This is a genomic window from Aeribacillus sp. FSL K6-8210 (assembly GCF_037963925.1).
GTDB classification, from domain to species: Bacteria; Bacillota; Bacilli; order Bacillales; family Aeribacillaceae; genus Aeribacillus; species Aeribacillus composti.
In genome coordinates, this window is record NZ_CP150172.1 from 1,994,043 (window position 1) to 2,016,858 (window position 22,816).

A 22,816-nucleotide genomic window follows, 5' to 3' on the forward strand; every position below is an offset into this window, starting at 1 on the left:
AAATGTTCAGCTGCTGCGGATCTTCCCCGTGATTGCTTCGGTAATTCGCAAATGGATGAGGTGGTCTGCCCCAAACCTTAAGTATGTTAGACACCTAATTTTTATTGGTAACTATGATTTACATCACACGACTCATTTGTAAAGAAACGCTATAATATGAAACGAAAATCAAAGTTGAAAAAAAGGTGTGATACCATGACAAATAGCTGGGTGTTTGAAAGATTAAGAAGCGTTCCCCTTTTCCGTGAACTGTCTGATGAAGAATTGACTTCCATAGTTGCTATCTCTCAAGTACGTACCTATCAACCAAAATCGTATGTATTCATGCAAGGCGACATGCTGGAAAACGTATATTTCATCCATTCAGGAACGATTAAAATATATAAAACGGACAGAAATGGAAAAGAACAAATTGTTTCCATCTTGCAGAATGGAGAAATGTTTCCCCATACCGGATTTTTTTGCAAAGGATCTTACCCTGCTCATGCAGAAGTTATGGAAGAATCTACATTAATTGTCATTCCCATCAAAGATTTTGAGGAAACGCTTATGCTCTTTCCGGTATTGTCCATCAAATTGTTTCGTGTGATGAGTGAAAAAATCATAGATTTGCAAAATCGGTTAGAAGAGCAAATTCTTCATAATACATATGAACAAATCGTATTGTTGCTGTTGCGGCTTACAAAAACGAATGCACTGCCGCAAGGAAAACTTTATCGTTTGACAACCCATTTAACGAATCGGGAATTGGCAAATATGATCGGAACTTCCCGTGAAACCGTTAGCAGAACGCTTAACCAGATGAAGCGGAAGGGTCTTATTCTTGTTGATGACGACGGATATTATTTGGTTGATGCTGAACAATTGGAGAAAGAAATCTTTATGTAGCGGCCGCCAAAAAGAAAACTGTTTTTTGATGAATGTTTGAAGCGATTAAGAATCATAATAAAGGAAAACGAATTTTCATGGAGGAAACGAAATGTCCACAAAACGTCAAGACAAGAAAATGAAAAATAACCCAACCTTCGGAGCATATGATGAACCTGTAAAGAGCGGCAGCGAATCCGACCTAAAACAAGGTTTGGCCATAACGCAGGAACAAATAAGAGATACATATACGGAGGGCACAATTGATGGAATGATAGAGGATGTTGACGGCAACAACATCCCGTTGAAGACTGAAAAAGAATGATAATGCCTTTTTTTCCTGATATTAAAAATTTAAGTGAAAATGCCTGTACCCCCTGCAATCATCATGATGAATGCGGGGGAATTTCATGGCCAATTTTGTCTTGACAGCGTTTAAAAAAATATATCGGCATTACTTCCCCAAAAAAATCGAATGATCATTGGGCAATCAACCTTCTGCAAAGGGAAAATGCGCTTACGGCAGCATGAACAGATTGATGATCATAAACATTGCAAAACAAAAATATACGGCATTGCCCACTTCAATTAAACCGATTTTTAAAATCGGCATTTTTTTTCCGTAAAAATAAACAGCTCGAATAACACTCGGAATATAAGCTATTATAAAAACGGCATACTCGGTAGCGACCAAGCCGATCATTAAGAAAACATGAAAACCCCATGACAACCATTTATAGTTCGGATTGTTTTTTTCCCGAATCATTGTTTTGACATAAAAAGTGCTGCCCACAAAAAATAAAAAACAAAGCATTATGGTGATGAAAGCTTCTTTTGTTATTTCTCCGCTTACAATAAAAGAACTGGCAAGACCTCCAATGCAAAAAACAGCGATTGCTGCTAGATCATTGAAAAAAGCACGATCTTTTTTCTTTTTCCCATAATAAATATTTATTAAAAAAAACGGTGTCATCGCCATTCCGAAATATATTATTTCCCATCTATAAATTAATGGAAAGAGCAGTATAACGGCAGCAGCGGCAAAATAAAGAGCAAACCACTTTATATAAAATGGCTTGCGCTTATTTTTCATAGCCATCAGTAACGGATATGTTGCTAAATATAAACATAACCAGCCGATAAATAATGGAATATGAATCCAAGAGAACCCTCCTATATAAGCCCCCAATAGAAATGGTATAACAAGCATTGCCCAGGCTCCATGCTGTTTTGGAATCACTAATTTCTTGACGGTTGCCATCATGTATCCACCTTTCATCAACAATTTCTTCTAAATTCCATTATAGTGAAAAAAACTAGCTACGTTGTGATTTGTTGCATACCTCTTTGTTTTGTCACAAAATAGCCACAACACTAAACGGGAAAGTGACACCTGTCACTATTGAAAAGAACGATTTGCGATATTATCTTTTTAACAATGAAATTGGGAGGGCAAAATAATGAAAACAATATTTACGGAAAATACGACAGTTGGAGAAATTGTCGCAATGCTTCCGAAAGCGAGCGATGTTTTTAAAAAAAATAAAATTGATTTTTGTTGCGGCGGTGATCGCTCTTTAAAAGAAGCAGCCGATAAACGGGGAGTGGCGATTGAGGAATTAATGAGTCAATTGCAGGATCTGTATGCTGCAATTGATGAAAAAACAGAGAAAAATTGGTTGACAGCAACATACTCAGAACTTATTGACCATATCATAAATAAACATCATCGTTATTTGTTGGAAGAAATGCCAAACCTTAGTCCCTATGTGACAAAAGTTATGCGAGTCCACGGCGGAAATCATCCACATCTAATAAAGGTTCATAAATTGTTTAATGAATTAAAAACGGAACTAGAACAACATTTATGGAAAGAAGAGTCTGAAGTATTTCCGCTTATTAGCCAGTTCGAGAAGCAGCCGACAAGCGAAAACGAACAAAAAATGAAAAAAATGATTGCCGATCTTACGAATGAACATGATAAAACAGGGGATATCATAAAAGAAATTAGGCGGATCACAAATGACTATACCCTTCCGAACGGGGCTTGCCGAACATATCAACTCGTTTACAATCGTTTAGAAGCTTTGGAATCAGACTTATTTGAACATATTCATTTGGAAAATAACGTATTATTTCCACGCATTCTTCAATAATTTCGGGTGGAAGAGGCGGCGATCCCCCGCCTCTTTCTTCACCATTTCAACATCACGGAAACGGACTGTTCAGACCTTGATTCAACCATTAAGACTTAAAACGTTTTATCAAGGACGAAGCTAAAGGCTATTGACAAGCAAAGTTTCATGGCATGCCGTCGTAATAGAGTTTTTTTCAGAGAATAGAAAGCTAAAAACGAAAAGCGCCTCGGTGTGTGACGTCATTTTCGCTGATGTTGCTGAATAAGCGGCTTTCGATATGGTTTCTTTCTTTTTGGAAGCGCTCTTTTTCTTGTTTTGATATTCTGCTTGTTTGGCACAAAAGAAGAATAACTTAAACATCTTTCTTCTGATATAATAAGTATAATAAGTTATATCCAACTTTTTTCAACTACACCACTACGATCACAAAGGAAGTGAAGGGAAATTGGAGGAATTTGTAGGATTTTGTATAAGGTGCAGCAAACCTATTCATTGTCTAAACGGTTTTTTGAATGGGGCTATTGACGAAAAAAATGGGTCGTTGTTTTGTTTTTCATGCTTAGAAGAGAATGAAAATTCGGATTTTTCTCATCCATCCCATTGAAAGCGCAAATAAATGGCATTTAGATTGCAAAGCCTAGAGTGTACCAACAAGTCTGTTTTCTTTTATTTTCTTCATAAAGCCTTTTTTGACATTGGGGAAATGGCCAAAGCATCTCATTCGCTTTCAAATCATAGTGTGCCAGTTCTCCTTGATCCTCTAACGATCCGCCATCTAGATTCTGTACAAAGATGAGAGAGCTCTGGCAATCGTTTTTAAAAAACAAAATGATATGCAATTTCAAACAACGTTTAGAAATGTGTCCGAATAATATGTCTGATCGAGACCAAGCGGTTTTCTTTCAGAACCCGCTCCTAAACCGCCAATGAAGCAAATAGAGTGAAAAACCCCTATCCTCACTAAATCCGGATAGGGGTGATCATTTTTTATGCTTCCGTTTCCAGCCAGCTATCAGTGACTTCTCCTGCCTCCTCTTTATCTATGTAAAAGGAACCGTTGCTGTATCGATCAGTCACCTTCACATTGGAAAGAGGCACTATTTCCCTGATACCTTTCTCCGTTTCCAATACCAAATTCTCATTTCCGTTGACGAGTAAGATGGCCGCTGTCCGATGCGGGTTTGTTTTCAGCTCTCTGTACAGCATTGATCCTCTTCTGGCTCGTTGTGTTCGTTCGATTTCCCCGATATTGATCATTTTCACAGCGCCTCTGTGCGTGACAATGGCGAGCTTTTGATCGTTAACATGTTTCTGAGCAAACACAAGTCCAGAAACGACTGCATCGCCTTCCTTTAATTGGATGCCTTTGACTCCTGCTGCACGGGAGCCGACAATATTCACTTCTTCTTCGTGAAATAAAAGACCGTATCCAAAACGGGTGGATAACAAAATCAATCCTGTTCCATCAGTTATATGAACCGCAACCACTTCATCGTCGTCTTTTAAATTGATCGCAACAAGCGGCTTGGAGTATCGCTGAGCTTTATATTGGCGAATTTCCGTTTTCTTCACCATGCCTTTTTTCGTAACAAACAAGAAAAATTTCTCGTCGTCAAAACTTTTTAAAGGAATGCCTTGTACAATCCGTTCATCTTGATCAATCGGAATGGTCCTTGAAATATGCTGTCCAATATCCTTCCAGCGAATATCCGGAAGCTCGTGAACAGGACAATATAAATAATTTCCTTTGTTTGTGAATAAGAGAAGAACATCTGTTGTGTTCATTTCATACTGGCATAACAGTCGATCCGAATCCTTCATGCCGAAATCTTTTCCGTTTGATGCTGTATACGACCGCAAGCTCGTACGTTTCACATAGCCGTCTTTTGTCACAGTAACAATTGTATCCTCGCTTGCGATGAGGGATTCCATATTGATAGTAATGGATTCAATTTCCGCCTCAATCTTCGTCCGCCGCTCATCGGCAAATGTTTTTTTCAATTGTTTTAATTCGGATTGAATGACTTTGGAAAGCTTTTTTTCATCCTCCAAAATGCTTGTTAACCCCTTGATTTTTTTCTCAAGCTCTTCTTCTTCCGCTTTCAACGCTGTAATATCAGTGTTTGTCAGACGGTACAGCTGCAACGAGACAATCGCCTCTGCCTGCGGTTCAGTAAATGCAAATTCACTAATTAAATTATCTTTCGCATCCCGTTTATCTTTTGAAGCACGAATAACAGCGATCACTTCATCCAAGATGGATAGAGCTTTGATTAATCCCTTTACGACATGCTCCCTTTCTTGAGCTTTTTGGAGCTCAAAAGTCGATCGGTTGATCACGACTTCCTTTCGGTGTTCGATGTAAGCATCCAACAATTCAGGCAGGCTTAATAATTTCGGATGCCGACGGTAAATTGCAACCATATTAAAGTTATATGGAACTTGCAAATCTGTGTTTTTATATAAGTAATTTAAAACTCCTTCAGCATCGGCATCTTTTTTCAGTTCAATGACGATGCGAAGACCTGTCCGGTCCGTTTCATCGCGCACCTCGGCAATTCCATCCACTTTTCTTTCGTACTTAAGGTCATCTATTTTTTTAACTAAATTTGCTTTATTGACCTCATACGGAATTTCTGTAATGACAATTTGCTCTTTTCCGCCTCGGATTTTTTCAATTTCCGCTTTGCCGCGAACAACAATTTTTCCTTTTCCTGTTTTATATGCTTTTTTAATCTCGTCGATTCCTTGAATGATTCCTCCAGTCGGGAAATCAGGGCCTTTTAACACTTCCATTAATTCCTCAACTGTGCAATCCGGATGATTCATTCGCATAATCACAGCATCAATGACTTCGCCAAGATTGTGCGGAGGAATATCAGTTGCATAGCCGGCTGAAATCCCTGTTGAACCATTGACAAGCAAGTTTGGGAACATCGCGGGGAGAACGACGGGTTCTTTCGTTGTGTCATCAAAATTCGGTACAAACTCGACTGTATTTTTCTCAATATCTTTTAAAAGCTCGGAAGCAAGTTTGGACAGCCGTGCTTCCGTATAACGCATGGCGGCAGGAGGATCGCCGTCAAGGCTTCCGTTGTTTCCGTGCATTTCCACTAAAACATTGCGAACCTTCCACTCCTGGCTCATCCGAACCATCGCTTCATATACAGAAGAATCTCCATGCGGATGGAAGTTCCCGATAACATTCCCGACTGTTTTGGCCGCTTTTCGAAATCCTTTATCATGCGTATTTCCGTCCATCAGCATCGCGTATAAAATTCTCCGCTGCACCGGCTTCAGCCCGTCGCGAACATCCGGAAGCGCGCGGTCTTGAATAATGTATTTGCTGTACCGTCCAAAACGGTCGCCCAGCACATCTTCAAGGGGTAAATCGACATAACGTTGTTGAGCTTCCATGCTGCTCCTCCTCTAGCACATTGTTTTAAATTTCGAACATGTTGTCATTTTCGTCAATACCAAAAGACACATTTTTTTCGATCCATTGTCGACGCGGTTCAACCTTGTCACCCATTAAGGTTGTCACTCTTCTTTCCGCTCTTGCTGCATCATCAATCCGGACGCGGATGAGAGTGCGTGTTTCAGGATTCATCGTCGTCTCCCATAGCTGCGGCGCATTCATTTCTCCAAGCCCTTTGTATCGTTGGATTGTGTAGCCTTTGCCGACCTTCTTAATGGCAGCGGACAGCTCCTTCTCATTCCATGCGTATTCGATGACTTCGGATTTGCCGCTGCCTTTGCTTACTTTATATAAAGGCGGAAGCGCAATATAGACTTTCCCTGCCTGAATGAGCGGCTTCATATATCGATAGAAGAAAGTCAATAAAAGCACTTGGATGTGGGCGCCATCCGTATCAGCATCCGTCATAATGATCACTTTGTCGTAGTTGCAATCTTCAATGTTAAAATCAGCACCGACGCCAGCTCCGATTGCATGAATAATTGTATTGATTTCTTCGTTTTTAAAAATATCCTGCAGCTTCGCCTTCTCCGTATTGATCACTTTTCCGCGCAGAGGCAGAACAGCCTGAAATCTTCTATCCCGACCTTGTTTCGCTGATCCTCCCGCAGAATCCCCCTCCACAAGAAACAATTCATTTTTCTTTGGATTCCGTGATTGAGCAGGCGTAAGCTTTCCGCTTAAAGACATTTCAGATTTTTTTCGTTTTTTTCCTGATCTTGCTTCTTCGCGCGCTTTTCTTGCCGCCTCTCTTGCTTCTTGCGCTTTTATCGCCTTTTTAATCAGGAGGGTGCTGATCTCCGCATTCTCTTCTAAAAAATAAGATAATTTTTCCGAAATGACTGTGTCAACAGCAGATCTCGCCTCTGTTGTACCGAGTTTTCCTTTCGTTTGTCCTTCAAACTGCAAAAGTCCTTCAGGGATTCGGACGGAGATAATTGCCGATAGCCCTTCACGAATATCTGTTCCTTCCAAGTTTTTGTCTTTCTCTTTTAATAAACCGGTCTTTCGTGCGTATTCATTAAACACTCTTGTCATGGCAGTTTTGGCGCCCGCTTCATGTGTGCCGCCGTCTTTTGTTCTCACATGGTTGACAAACGACAAAATGTTTTCGCTGTAGCCGTCATTAAATTGGAAAGAAAATTCGACTTCAATTCCTTGCTGCTCACCTTCGAAAAAGACAACAGGATGAAGAGTTTCTTTTCCTTCATTTAAATATGCGACAAATGATTCGATCCCATTTTCATAACAATAAGATTCTTGAACATTGTTCCGTTCATCAATCAAATCAATTGTTAATCCTTTTAGGAGGAATGCAGACTCCCGCAATCGTTCACTCAATATGTCAAATTGAAAAGTCGTAGTGCTGAAGATGAGAGGATCTGGTTTAAAATGGACTGTCGTACCGGTTTCTTTTGTTTCTCCTATCTTTTCTAATGTCGTAACGGGTTTCCCGCCCTTTTCGAACCTTTGCTTGTAAATAAATCCGTCCCGTTTAATCGTCACTTCAAGCCACTCAGATAAAGCATTGACGACTGAAGCGCCTACTCCGTGCAAGCCGCCGCTTGTTTTGTAACCGCCTTGCCCGAATTTTCCTCCTGCATGAAGCACGGTTAAAATTACTTCCGGAGTCGGCTTACCAAGCTTATGCATGCCAGTCGGCATTCCTCTTCCTTTATCAGCAACAGAAATGCTTTCATCTTTATGTATTTTGACAATGATATGGTCTCCGAAGCCTGCTAATGCTTCATCTACAGAATTGTCAACAATTTCATATACAAGATGATGCAATCCTCTAGCATCCGTGCTGCCGATATACATCCCCGGCCGCTTCCTTACTGCTTCCAATCCTTCCAATACTTGAATCGCATCGTCATTGTATTCCATTATCTTTGCTTTTCCCACAAACAAATAACTCCTTTCAAAAAACAAGAACAGATGTTTGTAAACTGTATTTTACATGGTTTCCCTGCGTTTGGCAATCTTACACGGCAACGTATATTATTGTATTACTCAAATGTCGTATGTTTCAAACCTTTCTTCAAAAAAAGAACCCATCAAGATGATGGGGGAAACATTTGTTATTTTGTTAACGCATGCGCCACTTTTATACACATATCCATGATAACGGGATAACCTTTTTCTTTTAATAATTGATAAGCTTCCTCGTTAACGCAGCCTAATTGAGCCCAAAAAACATCGGCATCAATTTCTAAAAATTCTTTCGCAACATCTAATAAATGCTCGGAACGTCTAAAAACGTTTACAATATCCACATGTCCTTCAATTTCTTTTAAGGATGAGACCGCTTTGACACCCAAGGCTTCATCGATCATCGGATTGACAGGAATAATCTCATACCCCGCATTTTGCATCGCTTGTGAAACTTGGTAAGATTCTCTTTCAGGATTGTTGGACAAGCCGACAACAGCGATTCGTTTGCTTTTTTTTAAAATATCACGGATTTCGTCTAGACTTGGATTTTGCATGAAAATTTGTTCACTCCTTCCAATGTTTCTTTTATTATAACTGTAAAAGCGTCGAACACCAAAGTTTTAAAACGGCTTTTATCAACAAAATATAGTCCTGATCGAATCAATTGTGTACAATAATAATAATAATAGAATCATGAATATAAAGGAGTTTCATTATGTCTTTTCTATTAATCTTAGTCCTTATCTTAGCTTATTTAATTGGTTCCATCCCCTTTGGACTTATCGTTGGCAAAATTGGATACGGTATTGATATTCGCGAACATGGAAGCGGAAATTTAGGTGCAACCAACACTTTTCGAGTGCTTGGAAAAAAAGCCGGGCTGTTTGTTACGGTTGCAGACATTTTAAAAGGTACTCTCGCAGCAAGCCTCCCCGTATTGCTTAGTGGTGACCTACACCAAGCATGGACGCTCATTGCAGGAATGGTGGCTGCTGTAGGACATATGTATCCAATTTTCGCAGGCTTTCGGGGCGGAAAAGCCGTGGCGACAAGCGGAGGGGTGCTGCTTTTTTATAGCCCATTACTCTTTTTATCTATGCTTGCTGTATTTTTTCTTGTTTTATATGTATCAAAATATGTTTCTTTATCCTCTATGGTTACAGCACTGTATACGTTAGTTTATACCATTTTTACCGGTGATGCGGCTTTAATGATCATTGTCGCGATCCTCGCAACCTTTGTTTTCTATCGGCACAGAGCCAATATTAAAAGGATCATAAATAAAACAGAGCCAAAAGTGAAATGGCTGTAAAATAGAAAGGAGCGGGAACTCATCTTCTCGCTCCTTGTTTTAATTGCGATAGTTTGATAAACACATCCATCAACGTTTTATAGCCTGATTCAACAAACATTTTTACATATTCACACCAGATCGCGGCTGTCATTTTTGCATCTTCTAAGGCGTGATGACGCTTTTGGACCGGGATGGAAAAAAACCGGCAGCATTCATCTAAACTTACGGCAATTTGTTCTCGCTGAACGAGCTGGAACAGCATGGCTGTATCCACAATCCGATGTTTAAATGGAATGCGGAAATGCTCCTTATTAGCTTCTGTAAGAAAATTTTTTTCATGATTGGCATGATGGGCGACAAGCGTCCGATTTTCTGCAAATTGATAAAAACGAATCAATACTTCCGATATAGGGGGAGCAGCTCTTACGTCTTCTTCAACAATTCCTGTCAATTTTTTTACATCAACGGGAATTTCCCCTTCATACTGAACAAAAGAGTAAAATGTATGCTTTTCTTCAATCTGCATGCCGTGAACTTTAACTGCTCCAATCGAAAGAATTTGATCCCCTTTTTCCGGAAAAAAACCTGTTGTTTCCAAATCAAGCACAACAACGTCCAGCTCCTGAAGAGGAGTTGACAAGCTTTCCTCCCGCTTTAAGTCTTGTTCCATTTTCCGCAAAAACGCTGCATGCTGAAGATTCGTTTCAAGACCTGTAAATGCTGAAGATTGCATTTTCCCCTGAAATTGCTTCATCAAGTGAAAAAAAGATGGAAGTTTCATGGATTAACGCCCTTTTCAATGATGGATTTCGTTTCATTCATCAATTTTTTTCCGCCTAAAATGATTTTTTTTAGCCTTCCTTTTTCTTCTTTTGATAAATCCTTTAAAGAGAGGTAATGAACTTCATCATATGTGTTCGCTTTTAATGAATTTTTAAAATGAATCGTTACTAATTCTTGAAAATATGTGTGATATGGAGATAATACATGACGAAAATACTCCTGCTTCATCAGAAGCTGAAACCTCGACAGCGTAGACGTATCCAACAATCGTTCTTTGATCGCCAATAAGCGGACAGAATTAATGTAAGGCAATAACCCGGCCTGTTTTAAATCAATAGCGCCTGAATGAGGGCCGTATGTTTCAGGAAGCAGCTGATGAAAAATACCCACCCCTTTTTTGACATGCATTGTGTTGTTTAACAATCGACCGAGAAAATCAGGATTATATTGAATATATTGGAAAATTTGGTTTTTCAGTCGATGAATCGATTCGGATTGTCCGATGATCATACGCGCATCAAAAAAGATTAATAAATAGCGGATAGAATCAAATGTTTCATCCTGCAGCCATTTATTGATCTGCTTGCTCCAGCTTTGTTCCGATCGGCACCATAAAGAAGTTGAACACATGACATTTCCTTCGCAGTAAGGATAACCGATGACGTTCAAGCCGAATGAAACTTCTTTTCCAAGCAGCAAAAAGTAGTCGAGAGCTTCTTTCTCATTGGAATGAAAAATGAGTCCGTGGTCTTGATCGCTTATTTTCGCCTGCTCGCCTCTTCCGCCGCTTCCGACTAAAAACCAAGTAAATTCACAAGGCGCAGGGCCGTATTTCTTTTTTACAATCTCGAAAGAAAGATGGAAGGATTGTTTCATAACCTGATCGTGTATACTGTTTAATTCCGTCACTGTTTTCGCTTTTTGCAAATGGCTGTTGCGCCATTCCTTCAATTGTTTGTAAGGATTCCCCATGTGTATAAAAATCCCCTTTTTTATAAATAAGCGTACAGATGATACATCATCCATACGCTCTTGCGGTTAGCTTCCAAGCTTTTGTTCATTGGATTCAAATGCTTCCGGATACCCATAAACTCCGTGCTCGCTTAAGTCCAAACCGATCATTTCTTCTTCTTCTGTCACCCGCAAGCCATTGAGCAATTTTTTCATCACAGCTAAGATGACGAATGAAACAACAAAGGCGTATAAACCTGAAGTAAACACTCCCAACGCTTGAATGCCGAGCTGCGTAAAGCCTCCGCCGTAAAACAATCCAGGGTTACCAATAGTTGCTAATTCAGGGGTTGCAAAAAATCCAGTTGATAAAGTGCCCCAAACACCAGCTACTCCGTGAACAGACAAACAATAAATCGGATCATCAATTTTAACTTTATCAAAAAACTTCATACTAAAATATACAAGAATTCCAGCTATTAGTCCGATTACGACAGCAGCCCATGTGTCGACAAATGCACAAGATGCGGTAATGGCGACCAATCCTGCAAGCGCTCCGTTTAACATTGTCGGTATATCAGCTTTTCCGCCAGCGATCCATGAAATGATCAAGGCGCTTACGGCTCCTGCTCCGGCAGCTAAATTCGTGTTCAAAGCAACAAATCCAAAAAATCCATCCTCAACTGTAATCGTGCTTCCTGCATTGAAACCGAACCAGCCAACCCATAAAATAAGTACGCCTAGAGCTGTATAAACTTGGTTATGTCCATAAATATTATTAACAGAACCATCCTTGTTATATTTACCGATCCGAGGCTTCAACAAGATCGTTGCAGCCAAAGCTGCCATTGCACCTGTCAAATGAACAACGGTAGAACCTGCAAAATCTTGTTTTCCATGTTCTGACAGCCATCCTCCGCCCCAAATCCAATGAGCAACAACTGGATAAACAAGTGCGGTAAACAATACAGAAAAAATTAAATAAACTGAAAGTTTCGCCCGTTCCGCAAATCCAGCAAAAGCAATGGCTAGAGAAACTCCGGCAAAGGCTAACTGGAATACAAAAAAGACGGATGTTGAAAGAGATAATCCATCTATTTCATATCCTGAATAAAAAAAGTCAGACATTCCTACAAAAAAGTTGCCGTTCTTCCCAAAAATAAATCCATAGCCGACTGCCCAGAAAACAATGGAGGCAATTCCGAATGTAAAAACAGTTTTTCCGGCAATATGTCCGGCATTTTTCATTCGTGTAGAACCCGCTTCGAGCAATATAAATCCTGCTTGCATAAAGATGACCAAAATAGCTCCCAGCATCACCCATAAACTGTTCATTAACGTTAATGAGTCCATAGCACAACCTCCCATGTAATTATTTCTTCTTAATCATGTTATAAAAAATAACATAAGAAGTATATCTCTATTTTTACACCTGTTTTATTTTAATGTCAATTCATTTTCCATAATTTTTCGAAAAAGTATGTTAGAAAATCTAACATAAAAACAAAATTAGACAATAGTTTATTTTTTCCGACAAAACGTTTATGATAATAAAAACAGTATTTAAGGAGGGTTTTATGAGAAAGGTTTTCTTAATATTCACAATTATTTGTTTGATGCTTTTTTCAGGATGCGGCAGCAAAGGTCAGGCAAATGAGCAAAACGCGGTCAAAAAAGAAAATGTGGATGATTCGCCACAATCTATACAAGCTGCTCCCAAAAAAGTGGAGCCGATCGAATCGCTCGTCACTGTTTCTGCAATAGGTGATGTTCTCATACATAGCCAGCTTTTTAAAGATGCGAGGACCGGGAGCGAATCATACAATTTTAAGCCAATGTTTGCAACAGTAAAACCTTTGCTCTCAAAAAGCGACTTAGCCATCGCCAACCAAGAATCGATCATTGGGGGAACAGAACTTGGAATCTCCAGTTATCCGTTGTTTAACAGCCCGTTCGAAGTGGCAGATGCGTTAAAAGATGCTGGCATTGATCTCGTCTCAACAGCAAACAATCATAGTTTAGATAAAGGAGAAAAAGGTATTTTAAATGCGATTCAGCATTATGAACAAATCGGGCTACCGTATGTAGGAAGCTTTAAAAACGAAGCGGACGCCAATACATGGAGAATTCAACAGGTCAACGGGGTGAAAATCGGCTTTCTTTCGTATACATATGGGACAAACGGTATTCCAGTTCCGAAAAATAAACCCTATTTAGTAAACCTTATTGATGAAGAAAAAATGAAAAGGGATTTAGACACACTAAATGGACAAGTTGATGTAACTATTGTTAACATGCACTGGGGAGAAGAATATCAATCCTTTCCAAGCGACGCTCAAAAACAGTGGGCGCAACTGTTAGTCGATCATGGTGCAGACATTATCATCGGTCACCATCCTCATGTATTGCAGCCGATCGAATGGCTGGAAGGAAAAAATGGAAACAAGAGTATCGTTGTGTATTCGTTAGGCAACTTCTTGTCTGGCCAAAAGGGAGATGGAAAAGACATCGGAGGGATTTTTTCGATTGATGTAATTAAGCGGACTGATGCTAACGGTACGACACTGACTTTGAAAAATCCGCGTTTACTCCCTACCTACGTTACCAAAAATAAAAATCATCATTACTATGTTGAATTGCTGGACCGCATCGACAAAAACGCCTATGAAAAAGTGATGAAGCATATGCATCAATGGTTGGAAACGAAAGAAGTGACGAACTCTATCCAGTAGAGTTTATTCATGGAAAGAAAGCTTTTCATGTAATATAATGTAAACAGGAAGCTGATATTAGGAGTGACAAAAATGAAACTAAATATTACCGATGATGCAGCAAAATGGTACAAGGAAGAATTGGAGTTAAACGAGGGAGATGCAGTCCGCTTCTTTGTCCGATATGGCGGATGCGGTCATGTGCAAAGCGGATTTTCCCTTGGAATTGCAAAAGAAGCTCCAAATCAAATCGGAATAAAAGCCGAAAAACTAGGGGTCACATTTTATGTTGAACATGATGATTTATGGTATTTCGACAATCATGACGTGACCATTCAATTGGATGAAAAAATTCATGAACCTGTTGTTCGTCTTATAAATTAGCAAATCGATTAAAAGCATGCTATAGGTCGAAAAACAAGTCTTTGTCAAAGAGCTGTTCTAGTAGACGAAGCATGCTATAGTCAGTAAAGAAACCCAACCGCAAATTTAATTTGCCGATTGGGTTTCTTGTTTCATCTCATCATTTTTTACTCAAATCTGACTTCCACAAAATGCCCGTCAAATCTTTTATTTTTTCAGCAATTTAAATCTTCTTAAATGATCGGTTAGCTGATATTTTTGCAGGATTTCTACTTGTTTTTCCCCCAGCAGGTCAAAATGCGGAAAATCTTTATGATGATGAATCCACTCCATTTTCAAACCGTTTTCATTTCCCCATTCTATTAAATGCTTTATATTGCTGCATCCAACCTTTGTTACAGAATGATAATCCGGAAACCGTTCATCATACCAATAATGCGTTAAAAAGGCGATTTCCCCTTTCCGCACTTTTTTCTTCCACTCAGCAAGCTCCTCTTTCTTGATTCCAAAGGCCAATCTTTATCTCTCCTCTTTCATCGCTTTTACATATGCTTCGTGCCATTCAGGATATAATTTCTTAAATACAACTGGGCGAAACGTTTCTTTTTTTACGCAAACATGGCTGGAAAAACCTTTTGCTGCCAATTCGCCATGAGAATTGAAAATTTCGTATCCATATACTGTTTTAATTCCGTTATATTTCTCAATCCACGTATGTATTATTGCCTTTTCACCGTATGTAATCGGTTTTTTATATTCGATTTGAATATCCACGACAGGGGAAATTATTCCGTCTTTCTCCATCGCTGCATACGAAAAGCCAAGATCTTGGATCAGCTTCGTCCGTCCAACTTCCATCCATATAATATAATTGGCATGGTACACGACACCCATTTGATCGGTTTCCGCATAACGAACTTCTATTTCTTTTGATGAAACAAACATAAGCTTCTCTCCCTTGCAAAAAATGAAATCGATCGAAAAAGCCTGCATCAGCGTCTGTGATACAGGCTTTCTATTTTAGGCCTTTTCAACTTTCTTACTTAAATTTTTTTGCGGAGTCTGTTTTTTATTCAAGCCGGTCCAACAAAGTTTGTCCCATTGTTGGCCGTTCATCAAATGAATTTAGAAGGCAAAAATTTTCAATGAACAATTTTATTATAACATTTCTATTTGCAATCGAAAACTAAAATGGAATTATCAACCTAAATTGAAAGCTAGGAGTTTCGTTCACGGGCTTCATCTTTAATTTCTTGTCGCATCGCCTCAATGCTTTCTTCTCTGCGGCGATTTTTTGCCTCAATCTGTTCACGCTCTCTGTCGTTGGCAAACTCTAATGTTTCTTCTGCTCTTTCGATGTTTTCAATCGTATTTTGTACCATTTCTTGCAATTTTTCAACATTGTCGGAACGGTCATCACGATTTGTTCGATTTTGCATCAAATATTCTCCTTTCTGGGAAAAATTGTTTTATCGCCATTTCAAATATAGTTTGTGCATTTGATGTTAAATTATGAAACGAACCTGTTTCCTCAATGAAAAGGAGAAAAATGATGGAACCATAATTATATTATGTAAATTAAAAGGCGGTGGACATATGTCCTACTCGCCTTTTGTCTGAATCACTTGAGGATGCTCATTCGTCTTATTTTGCATTTTTTTCCCTTTGTTTCCACCGAATCCTCTCGGTTTTGTTCCGATATGATTCGGATTAAAATGAGACTGGATATCATTTGAATTTGTCATCAAACAATCGCCTCCTGCTTTTATTGTTTACCAATAAAGCAGAAAACATGCTGTCAAACACGACTGTTTGCTATCAGCTCGATTTTTCCAATTGCCGTTTTTCCAGCCTTTTTTCAAGTCTTTCTTCAATTTCATTCAATGCTTCACGGTCTTTTAGCAAGTTTTGCTTATTTTCCAACACAAGCTGTTTAAACGAAATTTTCGTTTTTTTCATTTTTTATCCCTCACTTCTTTTCTCTGTTACTTTTATTGTACAAAATATTCCGACATTTTCCCGTTGAAAATTTGAATGTTTAATGACAATATAACCAATAATGCAAAATTTCATACGTTTCAAAAAAACTCTTCTTTTGCAAAAAGAAAAAATCGGCAAAGTCAGCCGATTCTTTTTGATTCCCGAAAGGAAATCAGCGTCTTTTTATTTCAGGTTTAGTTTTTCTTTTATCGTTTTTTCATTTAATTCTCCCACTACTTTATCTTGTATGACTCCATTTTCATCAAGAAAAAATGACGTCGGATATGTAAGAATTTTATATCCACTATTCATTTTATTTTTTTGATCAAGTAATATCGGAAACGTAAATCCAGCCTGTTGAACAAAATTTTCAACATCTTTTGCACTTTTCTCACTGGCAGTAAAGTTAACCGCGACAATCGTTACTTCATCTTGATGCTTTTCATATATTTGTTGCATGATCGGCATTTCTTTTTTACATGGTGGACACCAAGTGGCCCAAAAGTTTAAAAGTACTTTTTTTCCATAAAAATCGGAAAGCGATTTCTTTTCTCCATCCAAAGTCGTCACTTCAAAATTCGGAGCTTTGTTTCCTATTTCTAAACCGACTGTTTCCTTCTGGGAATTGATCCATTGCCATACTGCAATCGCTGCTAATACGATTAATAAAAAAACAGCAAGCTTTTGTTTCATAAACCATAACACCTCTGATTCAATACGATAGCATTTCGAAATGATGCCCAATTTCATCATATATTATTTTTGTGAAAAAAACAGTATTTCATATCAATTGTCTAATTTTAGCCAAAAAATAACGGGAACTATGAACAGTTCCCGCTTTTTTTCAATTATTATCCTTTTAATCTTTCTCTTAATACCATTTGTAAAATTCCGCCATGTCGGTAGTAATCAATTTCAACTTCACTGTCAAAGCGAACTAATACTTCAAACTCTTTTTTGTTTCCGTTCTCATCAGTTGCCGTTACTTTGATGTAATCGCGCGGTTTTACCGATTCATCAATGTGAACATCCAATACTTCTTTACCGGTTAAACCAAGTGTTTCCGCATTTTCGCCTTCTTTAAACTGAAGCGGAAGAACACCCATAAGAACAAGATTAGAACGGTGAATACGTTCGAAGCTTTCAGCGATGACCGTTTTGATTCCCAATAAGTTCGTTCCTTTAGCAGCCCAGTCGCGAGAGCTTCCCATTCCGTAATCTTTTCCTGCCAGTACAACAAGTCCTGTTCCGTCCTGTTTATATTTCATGCAAGCGTCATAAATAGACATTACTTCGCCTGTCGGCCAGTACGTTGTATATCCGCCTTCAGTTCCCGGTGCAATTTGGTTGCGAATGCGGATGTTTGCAAACGTACCTCTCATCATTACTTCGTGGTTTCCGCGTCTTGAACCGTAAGAGTTGAAATCTCTTGGCGATACACCTTTAGACAGCAAGTATTGGCCTGCAGGAGTATCTTTGCCAATCGCACCTGCTGGAGAAATGTGGTCTGTTGTGACAGAATCACCGAATTTTCCAACAACGCGAAGCCCTTTCAACGGTTCTACTTTACCAGGCTCAGGAGACAATCCTTCAAAGAATGGCGGATTTTGGATATAAGTAGACTCTTCGTCCCATTGATATAATGGCTCATCTGTTGTTTCAATGGCATTCCAGCGTTCGTTATCATCAAATACACGTTCATATTCTTTACGGAATAATTCTGGTGTAACAGTTTGTTTCACAACTTCATTAATTTCTTCCATTGAAGGCCAAATATCTTTAAAGTAAACATCGCTTCCGTTTTGATCCTTTCCGATTGGATCATTCAGTAAATCAATGTCAACAGTCCCTGCTAATGCATAAGCAACAACTAGAGGCGGTGAAGCTAAATAGTTACCTTTCACGAGCGGATGAATACGGCCTTCAAAGTTCCGGTTTCCGGAAAGAACAGATGTGACGAGCAAATCATTTTCAGCGATCGCTTTTTCAATTTCATCTGCAAGCGGTCCAGAGTTCCCGATACAAGTTGTACATCCGTAACCGACGAGGTTAAACCCTAATTTTTCAAGATAAGGCATTAAGCCAGAATTTTGAAGATAACCGGTTACAACTTTTGAACCAGGTGCCAATGATGTTTTTACATATTTCGGAACAGTCAATCCTTTTTCAACAGCTTTTTTTGCAACGAGACCAGCGCCTACTAAAACATATGGGTTTGACGTATTCGTACAGCTTGTAATCGCCGCAATAACGACAGCACCCGTTTTCATTGTTGTTTTTTCACCATTCGCAAATTCAACCGTTACTTCCTTATTAAGTTCTTCCGGCTGCAAGCCAAATCCTTGGTTTCCTTGCGGAGCTGTAAGAGCTCTATGAAATTCTTCTTTCATTTTTGAAAGAGGAATTAAATCTTGAGGACGCTTCGGACCGGAAAGATTTGCTTCAATTTGAGAAAGATCGATTTCAACTACATCCGTAAAAATAGGATCCTCTGCTTCAGGCGTGAAGAATAAACCGTTTTCTTTACAATATGTTTCCACTACTTTTACATGCTCTTCATCGCGACCAGTTAAACGCAAATATTCAAGCGATTCATTATCAACAGGGAAAAATCCGCATGTTGCTCCGTATTCAGGCGCCATATTCGCAATAGTAGCACGGTCAGCAAGCGGAAGCTTTGCAACACCAGGGCCGAAAAACTCCACAAATTTTCCTACCACGCCTTTTTGACGCAGTACTTGAGTTACTTTAAGGGCTAAATCTGTTGCTGTTGTTCCGTTAGGCAGCTCGCCAACAAGTCTTACTCCGATGACTTCAGGTACAGGGAAATAGGAAGGCTGTCCAAGCATTCCAGCTTCAGCTTCGATTCCGCCGACACCCCAACCTAAAACACCGAGTCCGTTAATCATGGTTGTATGGGAGTCTGTTCCAACTAACGTATCAGGATATGTTTCGTATTCTCCATTTTCACCTTCAACCGCATGGACAACGCTTGCTAAATATTCCAAGTTTACTTGGTGGACAATACCTGTTGCTGGCGGAACAGCACGGTAGTTGTCAAATGCTTTTTGAGCCCAATTTAAAAATTTATATCTTTCAGCATTTCGTTCGAATTCAAGATTCATGTTATATTGCAGCGCATCATCTGTTCCGGCACGATCCACTTGAACAGAATGGTCGATAACAAGATCAACAGGCTTTTCCGGATTGATTTTTTGTGGATCTCCGCCCATGTCAGCCATCGCTTTTCTTAATGAAGCTAAATCAACGACAGCAGGAACGCCGGTGAAGTCTTGCAAAATGACACGAGATGGTTTAAATGGAACATCCAAATTTTTAATTTCATCTGTTCCCCATTTCGCAAGGTTTTCAACATGTTCTTTTGTAATAACTCGTCCATCCACTTGGCGCAGGACTGATTCCAAAAGAACTTTGATTGAATAAGGCAAACGGGAAACTTGACCAATTCCTGCATCTTCTAGCGCTTTTAATGAATAGTAGTTGTACGTTTTTCCGTTAATTGAAAAGCTTTTTCTTGCACGGAAAACGTCATTTTTCTCTAACTGTTGCTGTGACATGTCATTTTATCCCCCTTTAAACGTAATTTCGACAAAAATGCCGAATATCTCCCCACTTTAAACATCACACATTTAAATCTTAATATACTTTTTATGATAAGTAAATATCAATGATGTTATCAATTATTATAAGAAATGCTTATTTCACTAAAAAATTTAAATATTTTCAGTATAATTTTTCTTGCTAATGAAAACGTTCGTATAAGAGAAAAAATAGTGAAAAACGACGGAAGCTCCGCCGCTTTCAAGTCTCATCCAAATTCACTTCCTGCACAATTCGATCTAAATCGCGCTTGTACTGTTCTAAATGCTTTCTCTGCGTTTCCGATGCAACTTCCAATGCATTTTGAATTTGTTCATACGCCTCATTAATTTCCTGGCGAAGATGCTTTAGCTGATGTCCATAATCAGAACTGTTTTTCGTTAGATTGACATGTACTTTATGAACTTCCACCATTCCTTGTTGCACTGCATCAAATGCTTGTTTTTTATTTTTATGGTACGGCAAATATAGCACTCCTTTCGTTTTTTTTATCTTCTATAGTGTTTTTTTCAAGAAATCAATTTATTCTAAAATGAATGAATGATTTCAAAATCATTCAAACTAAACGACGAAAGATAACAATGCTATTCTTTACTATTAAATATTAAGGAGCGATGTATATGGCAAAAGATCAAGTACAAAATGATCAAAAACAAAACGTTCAAAATCGGAAGGGACAGCCAGAGCCGTTATCTGGATCGAAAAAAATAAAAAATCGAAATCATAGCCGCCAAAAACATAACTCGGAGCATGATTTATAAAAAAATGGGGATGTTTAATTGAAATGTCCCCAAGTAGACAGCGGAAATAATAAAAATGCTTTAAGCGGCTTGAGCTCTACATTCTAATGGGCTTAAGCCGTTTAATTTTTTTGATAACGTTCGTTATTATAAAACTGAATATTCCTTAATGGTCTGTTGTAACGCTTCAAACGTTTCATATCCCTCTTTCACATTATAAGGTTCCCCAAAAAGATTCCATTGGGCCGTTATCAATGCAACGTCCAACTCTTGTCATACTATGGCTTTTAAGCATATCATAAGTCTTTCTTCGGCTTATAGACGTCCCCTTTCATCTTATAGAAATGTTGAAATGATGTTTATGTTTTCAATGAGAATTTGACTTTCTGGACTGCCGCAGTTTTGAATTTATACACGTCTTTTCTACATATTATGTCTTGCGGAAATCCTTCGTTTATGGTTTTTCTTTAACGACGAATTTTTAAGTTATATCTATTTTTCATTTAGAACAATGTTTTTGTTAATAATAAAAAGTTGATGACAAATGATTGAAATGAAAGTGGAATCTATCATAAAATATAGTAAGGTGAAAATGGAAGCTTTTTTTCAGCAAATGACAGATATTGATAATATAAAATTTTTAAGTCTGGAGGCTGTCATGAACGGGCGTTTATATGAAATGTTAATTTATCCTTCCAAATCAGGCGATATTAAAATCAGTATTTACCGTGATGCAGTTGAATACCAAGTTTTCGCGGAAATTAATGACTGCTTTTCTGTCGGCCGTCATAAAAAGAAATTAGAAGCTGTGAGACGTGCTGTGAAAGAATTGATAGATGCATATGAGTCGATTAATCCTTAACGGTTTTCATCAACTTCGCCGAAGTGCACGAATTAATGGAAATGTTAAGGCGATGGGGGTGATTTCATGCTTGAAGGCTGGTTTTTATGGTTTATTCTCATATGGGTTGTGTTTCTTATAACTATGTTATCGATTGGCGGCTTCTTCATGTTTCGCAAATTTTTGAAACGGCTGCCGAAAGAAGACGGAAAATCTGAACTTGATTGGGAAGAGTATTATATTCAACAGACTCGGCATTTATGGTCAGAGGAACAAAAGGCGTTGTTAGAAGAATTGGTTGCACCGGTTCCAGAGCTTTTCCGCGATGTTGCCAGACAAAAAATCGCAGCAAAAATCGGTCAACTGGCATTAGAAGAAAAAGCTCCATCTATTACGCAAGATTTAGTCATTCGAGGCTATATTATCGCAACTCCAAAACGGGACCATAAATTTTTAATTAAAAGACTAAAAGAAAAAAATATCGACTATTCCAAATATGAAGCACTCTTTTAAACAAAAACATAAGCCTTTCGGGGATTTGTTCCGAAAGGCTTATTTATATGGAATAAACGGTAACCTGCTTTGAACAGCCGGCAGCTATATGTATTTTTTTACGTTCCGTTCAGTTGATTTTTCAGTTTTTTATACGAAATGAACATCGCAATTCTCCAAGGAACAATCATTCCAAAAGCCAGCAGCCAGAACATACCGCTTAATTCGCCAACATCGATAGACGCGCTTAAATAAGATTTTAGCAGAATTCGTACAACTAACAGACCAATCAAAATGTAAACAAAAGCTTTTGACCTTTTTAAATAGATTTCTTCTCCCCGAACTTCAAAAGTAGAGGTTTTTATTAAAAAAATCGAAAAAATCAGCCCGACTGTCAACGCCTCCAAAATTTCCATCGGCGTTATGCGGAATTGCGGAAATAAATACATAAGGGCTCCAGTGCTCATAAAGATCGGAGGCAAAATAATTTTTTTCGCTGTCGCCGGCTTTTTAGCAGCCTTTGTTCTGATCATAATTACGACAATGCCCATTAATACAGCCGTAATAGAAGACCAAATGACCATGCAGAACCATCCTTTTATTTTCAGCTTCTTTCTTTAAT

General features: G+C 38.6%; 25 protein-coding genes. 9 read left to right on the plus strand and 16 right to left on the minus strand.

The window, feature by feature from the left end:
• Window positions 1–195: 195 nt before the first annotated feature.
• On the plus strand, window positions 196–888 hold the full coding sequence (locus NSQ41_RS09560) for a Crp/Fnr family transcriptional regulator (protein ID WP_130156977.1): 693 nt from the start codon (window positions 196–198) through the stop codon (window positions 886–888).
• Between the two features lie 91 nt (window positions 889–979).
• The gene (locus tag NSQ41_RS09565; protein ID WP_339192851.1) at window positions 980–1,192 is read left to right on the plus strand and encodes a YozQ family protein; all 213 of its coding nucleotides are present in this window, start codon (window positions 980–982) and stop codon (window positions 1,190–1,192) included.
• A 192-nt stretch (window positions 1,193–1,384) separates the two neighbouring features.
• Here the strand turns inward: NSQ41_RS09565 and NSQ41_RS09570 are convergent, their stop codons facing one another.
• Window positions 1,385–2,128, minus strand: a complete 744-nt coding sequence (locus NSQ41_RS09570; RefSeq protein WP_144598043.1) for a YwiC-like family protein — start codon at window positions 2,126–2,128, stop codon at window positions 1,385–1,387.
• 199 nt (window positions 2,129–2,327) lie between these two features.
• Here NSQ41_RS09570 and ric point away from each other — a divergent pair, with 199 nt between their 5' ends.
• Window positions 2,328–3,023, plus strand: coding sequence for an iron-sulfur cluster repair di-iron protein (gene ric, locus NSQ41_RS09575; RefSeq protein WP_339211571.1), 696 nt, complete (start codon window positions 2,328–2,330; stop codon window positions 3,021–3,023).
• 969 nt (window positions 3,024–3,992) lie between these two features.
• On the opposite strand, the gene parC is transcribed toward ric, so the two are convergent.
• The 3 genes from parC to NSQ41_RS09590 form a co-directional block, all read right to left on the minus strand.
• Window positions 3,993–6,422, minus strand: a complete 2,430-nt coding sequence (gene parC / locus NSQ41_RS09580) for a DNA topoisomerase IV subunit A (RefSeq protein WP_339211573.1) — start codon at window positions 6,420–6,422, stop codon at window positions 3,993–3,995.
• A gap of 25 nt (window positions 6,423–6,447) precedes the next feature.
• On the minus strand, window positions 6,448–8,370 hold the full coding sequence (gene parE, locus NSQ41_RS09585) for a DNA topoisomerase IV subunit B (RefSeq protein WP_094246508.1): 1,923 nt from the start codon (window positions 8,368–8,370) through the stop codon (window positions 6,448–6,450).
• Window positions 8,371–8,564: 194 nt separating this feature from the next.
• A complete protein-coding gene (locus NSQ41_RS09590) occupies window positions 8,565–8,972 on the minus strand; it encodes a CoA-binding protein (RefSeq protein ID WP_063387680.1) in 408 nt (135 codons plus the stop codon).
• A gap of 161 nt (window positions 8,973–9,133) precedes the next feature.
• On the opposite strand from NSQ41_RS09590, the gene plsY reads away from it, so the two are divergent.
• Entirely contained in the window at window positions 9,134–9,730 is a 597-nt protein-coding gene (gene plsY / locus NSQ41_RS09595) for a glycerol-3-phosphate 1-O-acyltransferase PlsY (protein WP_063387681.1), read from the plus strand.
• A gap of 19 nt (window positions 9,731–9,749) precedes the next feature.
• Here the strand turns inward: plsY and NSQ41_RS09600 are convergent, their stop codons facing one another.
• From NSQ41_RS09600 to NSQ41_RS09610, 3 genes are all read right to left on the minus strand, one after another.
• Window positions 9,750–10,445, minus strand: coding sequence for an exonuclease domain-containing protein (locus NSQ41_RS09600; RefSeq protein WP_232515542.1), 696 nt, complete (start codon window positions 10,443–10,445; stop codon window positions 9,750–9,752).
• Between the two features lie 44 nt (window positions 10,446–10,489).
• Window positions 10,490–11,467 carry a DUF294 nucleotidyltransferase-like domain-containing protein gene (locus NSQ41_RS09605; protein WP_063387683.1) on the minus strand — a complete coding sequence of 326 codons (978 nt, stop codon included), beginning with the start codon at window positions 11,465–11,467 and terminating at the stop codon, window positions 10,490–10,492.
• Window positions 11,468–11,533: 66 nt separating this feature from the next.
• Window positions 11,534–12,799, minus strand: coding sequence for an ammonium transporter (locus NSQ41_RS09610; RefSeq protein WP_066248561.1), 1,266 nt, complete (start codon window positions 12,797–12,799; stop codon window positions 11,534–11,536).
• A gap of 224 nt (window positions 12,800–13,023) precedes the next feature.
• Here NSQ41_RS09610 and NSQ41_RS09615 point away from each other — a divergent pair, with 224 nt between their 5' ends.
• A complete protein-coding gene (locus tag NSQ41_RS09615; RefSeq protein ID WP_339211575.1) occupies window positions 13,024–14,178 on the plus strand; it encodes a CapA family protein in 1,155 nt (384 codons plus the stop codon).
• 72 nt (window positions 14,179–14,250) lie between these two features.
• The gene (locus NSQ41_RS09620; RefSeq protein ID WP_063387686.1) at window positions 14,251–14,541 is read left to right on the plus strand and encodes a HesB/YadR/YfhF family protein; all 291 of its coding nucleotides are present in this window, start codon (window positions 14,251–14,253) and stop codon (window positions 14,539–14,541) included.
• A 186-nt stretch (window positions 14,542–14,727) separates the two neighbouring features.
• Here the strand turns inward: NSQ41_RS09620 and NSQ41_RS09625 are convergent, their stop codons facing one another.
• The 8 genes from NSQ41_RS09625 to NSQ41_RS09660 all read right to left on the minus strand — a co-directional run bounded on the left by NSQ41_RS09625 (window position 14,728) and on the right by NSQ41_RS09660 (window position 20,586).
• Window positions 14,728–15,036, minus strand: a complete 309-nt coding sequence (locus NSQ41_RS09625; RefSeq protein ID WP_066248556.1) for a hypothetical protein — start codon at window positions 15,034–15,036, stop codon at window positions 14,728–14,730.
• 3 nt (window positions 15,037–15,039) lie between these two features.
• Entirely contained in the window at window positions 15,040–15,465 is a 426-nt protein-coding gene (locus tag NSQ41_RS09630) for a thioesterase family protein (RefSeq protein ID WP_063387688.1), read from the minus strand.
• Between the two features lie 272 nt (window positions 15,466–15,737).
• Window positions 15,738–15,959: a small acid-soluble spore protein Tlp gene (gene tlp / locus NSQ41_RS09635; protein WP_063387689.1), complete on the minus strand. Its 222-nt coding sequence runs from the start codon at window positions 15,957–15,959 to the stop codon at window positions 15,738–15,740.
• A gap of 162 nt (window positions 15,960–16,121) precedes the next feature.
• On the minus strand, window positions 16,122–16,265 hold the full coding sequence (locus NSQ41_RS09640; RefSeq protein WP_063387690.1) for an acid-soluble spore protein N: 144 nt from the start codon (window positions 16,263–16,265) through the stop codon (window positions 16,122–16,124).
• A 73-nt stretch (window positions 16,266–16,338) separates the two neighbouring features.
• Entirely contained in the window at window positions 16,339–16,479 is a 141-nt protein-coding gene (locus tag NSQ41_RS09645) for an FbpB family small basic protein (RefSeq protein ID WP_082829475.1), read from the minus strand.
• Window positions 16,480–16,683: 204 nt separating this feature from the next.
• The gene (locus NSQ41_RS09650; RefSeq protein ID WP_339211576.1) at window positions 16,684–17,193 is read right to left on the minus strand and encodes a redoxin domain-containing protein; all 510 of its coding nucleotides are present in this window, start codon (window positions 17,191–17,193) and stop codon (window positions 16,684–16,686) included.
• A gap of 158 nt (window positions 17,194–17,351) precedes the next feature.
• Window positions 17,352–20,078, minus strand: a complete 2,727-nt coding sequence (acnA, locus tag NSQ41_RS09655; RefSeq protein ID WP_063387692.1) for an aconitate hydratase AcnA — start codon at window positions 20,076–20,078, stop codon at window positions 17,352–17,354.
• A 244-nt stretch (window positions 20,079–20,322) separates the two neighbouring features.
• Window positions 20,323–20,586 carry a hypothetical protein gene (locus tag NSQ41_RS09660; protein WP_063387693.1) on the minus strand — a complete coding sequence of 88 codons (264 nt, stop codon included), beginning with the start codon at window positions 20,584–20,586 and terminating at the stop codon, window positions 20,323–20,325.
• 155 nt (window positions 20,587–20,741) lie between these two features.
• Here NSQ41_RS09660 and NSQ41_RS09665 point away from each other — a divergent pair, with 155 nt between their 5' ends.
• The 3 genes from NSQ41_RS09665 (at window position 20,742) to NSQ41_RS09675 (ending at window position 22,215) form a co-directional block, all read left to right on the plus strand.
• The gene (locus tag NSQ41_RS09665) at window positions 20,742–20,882 is read left to right on the plus strand and encodes a small acid-soluble spore protein P (protein ID WP_063387694.1); all 141 of its coding nucleotides are present in this window, start codon (window positions 20,742–20,744) and stop codon (window positions 20,880–20,882) included.
• 523 nt (window positions 20,883–21,405) lie between these two features.
• A complete protein-coding gene (locus NSQ41_RS09670; protein ID WP_063387695.1) occupies window positions 21,406–21,723 on the plus strand; it encodes a hypothetical protein in 318 nt (105 codons plus the stop codon).
• Window positions 21,724–21,789: 66 nt separating this feature from the next.
• Entirely contained in the window at window positions 21,790–22,215 is a 426-nt protein-coding gene (locus NSQ41_RS09675; protein ID WP_063387696.1) for a DUF2621 domain-containing protein, read from the plus strand.
• Window positions 22,216–22,313: 98 nt separating this feature from the next.
• On the opposite strand, the gene NSQ41_RS09680 is transcribed toward NSQ41_RS09675, so the two are convergent.
• Entirely contained in the window at window positions 22,314–22,778 is a 465-nt protein-coding gene (locus tag NSQ41_RS09680; protein WP_063387697.1) for a CcdC protein domain-containing protein, read from the minus strand.
• Between the last annotated feature and the right edge of the window lie 38 nt (window positions 22,779–22,816).

Bases quoted from the DNA above. Each gene is read 5' to 3' on its own strand.
- NSQ41_RS09560 (WP_130156977.1), top strand. From the start codon at position 196: ATGACAAATAGCTGGGTGTTTGAAAGATTAAGAAGCGTTCCCCTTTTC.
- NSQ41_RS09565 (WP_339192851.1), top strand. From the start codon at position 980: ATGTCCACAAAACGTCAAGACAAGAAAATGAAAAATAACCCAACCTTC.
- NSQ41_RS09570 (WP_144598043.1), bottom strand. From the start codon at position 2,128: ATGGCAACCGTCAAGAAATTAGTGATTCCAAAACAGCATGGAGCCTGG.
- ric (WP_339211571.1), top strand. From the start codon at position 2,328: ATGAAAACAATATTTACGGAAAATACGACAGTTGGAGAAATTGTCGCA.
- parC (WP_339211573.1), bottom strand. From the start codon at position 6,422: ATGGAAGCTCAACAACGTTATGTCGATTTACCCCTTGAAGATGTGCTG.
- parE (WP_094246508.1), bottom strand. From the start codon at position 8,370: ATGGAATACAATGACGATGCGATTCAAGTATTGGAAGGATTGGAAGCA.
- NSQ41_RS09590 (WP_063387680.1), bottom strand. From the start codon at position 8,972: ATGCAAAATCCAAGTCTAGACGAAATCCGTGATATTTTAAAAAAAAGC.
- plsY (WP_063387681.1), top strand. From the start codon at position 9,134: ATGTCTTTTCTATTAATCTTAGTCCTTATCTTAGCTTATTTAATTGGT.
- NSQ41_RS09600 (WP_232515542.1), bottom strand. From the start codon at position 10,445: ATGCAATCTTCAGCATTTACAGGTCTTGAAACGAATCTTCAGCATGCA.
- NSQ41_RS09605 (WP_063387683.1), bottom strand. From the start codon at position 11,467: ATGGGGAATCCTTACAAACAATTGAAGGAATGGCGCAACAGCCATTTG.
- NSQ41_RS09610 (WP_066248561.1), bottom strand. From the start codon at position 12,799: ATGGACTCATTAACGTTAATGAACAGTTTATGGGTGATGCTGGGAGCT.
- NSQ41_RS09615 (WP_339211575.1), top strand. From the start codon at position 13,024: ATGAGAAAGGTTTTCTTAATATTCACAATTATTTGTTTGATGCTTTTT.
- NSQ41_RS09620 (WP_063387686.1), top strand. From the start codon at position 14,251: ATGAAACTAAATATTACCGATGATGCAGCAAAATGGTACAAGGAAGAA.
- NSQ41_RS09630 (WP_063387688.1), bottom strand. From the start codon at position 15,465: ATGTTTGTTTCATCAAAAGAAATAGAAGTTCGTTATGCGGAAACCGAT.
- tlp (WP_063387689.1), bottom strand. From the start codon at position 15,959: ATGCAAAATCGAACAAATCGTGATGACCGTTCCGACAATGTTGAAAAA.
- NSQ41_RS09640 (WP_063387690.1), bottom strand. From the start codon at position 16,265: ATGACAAATTCAAATGATATCCAGTCTCATTTTAATCCGAATCATATC.
- NSQ41_RS09645 (WP_082829475.1), bottom strand. From the start codon at position 16,479: ATGAAAAAAACGAAAATTTCGTTTAAACAGCTTGTGTTGGAAAATAAG.
- NSQ41_RS09650 (WP_339211576.1), bottom strand. From the start codon at position 17,193: ATGAAACAAAAGCTTGCTGTTTTTTTATTAATCGTATTAGCAGCGATT.
- acnA (WP_063387692.1), bottom strand. From the start codon at position 20,078: ATGTCACAGCAACAGTTAGAGAAAAATGACGTTTTCCGTGCAAGAAAA.
- NSQ41_RS09665 (WP_063387694.1), top strand. From the start codon at position 20,742: ATGGCAAAAGATCAAGTACAAAATGATCAAAAACAAAACGTTCAAAAT.
- NSQ41_RS09670 (WP_063387695.1), top strand. From the start codon at position 21,406: ATGATTGAAATGAAAGTGGAATCTATCATAAAATATAGTAAGGTGAAA.
- NSQ41_RS09675 (WP_063387696.1), top strand. From the start codon at position 21,790: ATGCTTGAAGGCTGGTTTTTATGGTTTATTCTCATATGGGTTGTGTTT.
- NSQ41_RS09680 (WP_063387697.1), bottom strand. From the start codon at position 22,778: ATGGTCATTTGGTCTTCTATTACGGCTGTATTAATGGGCATTGTCGTA.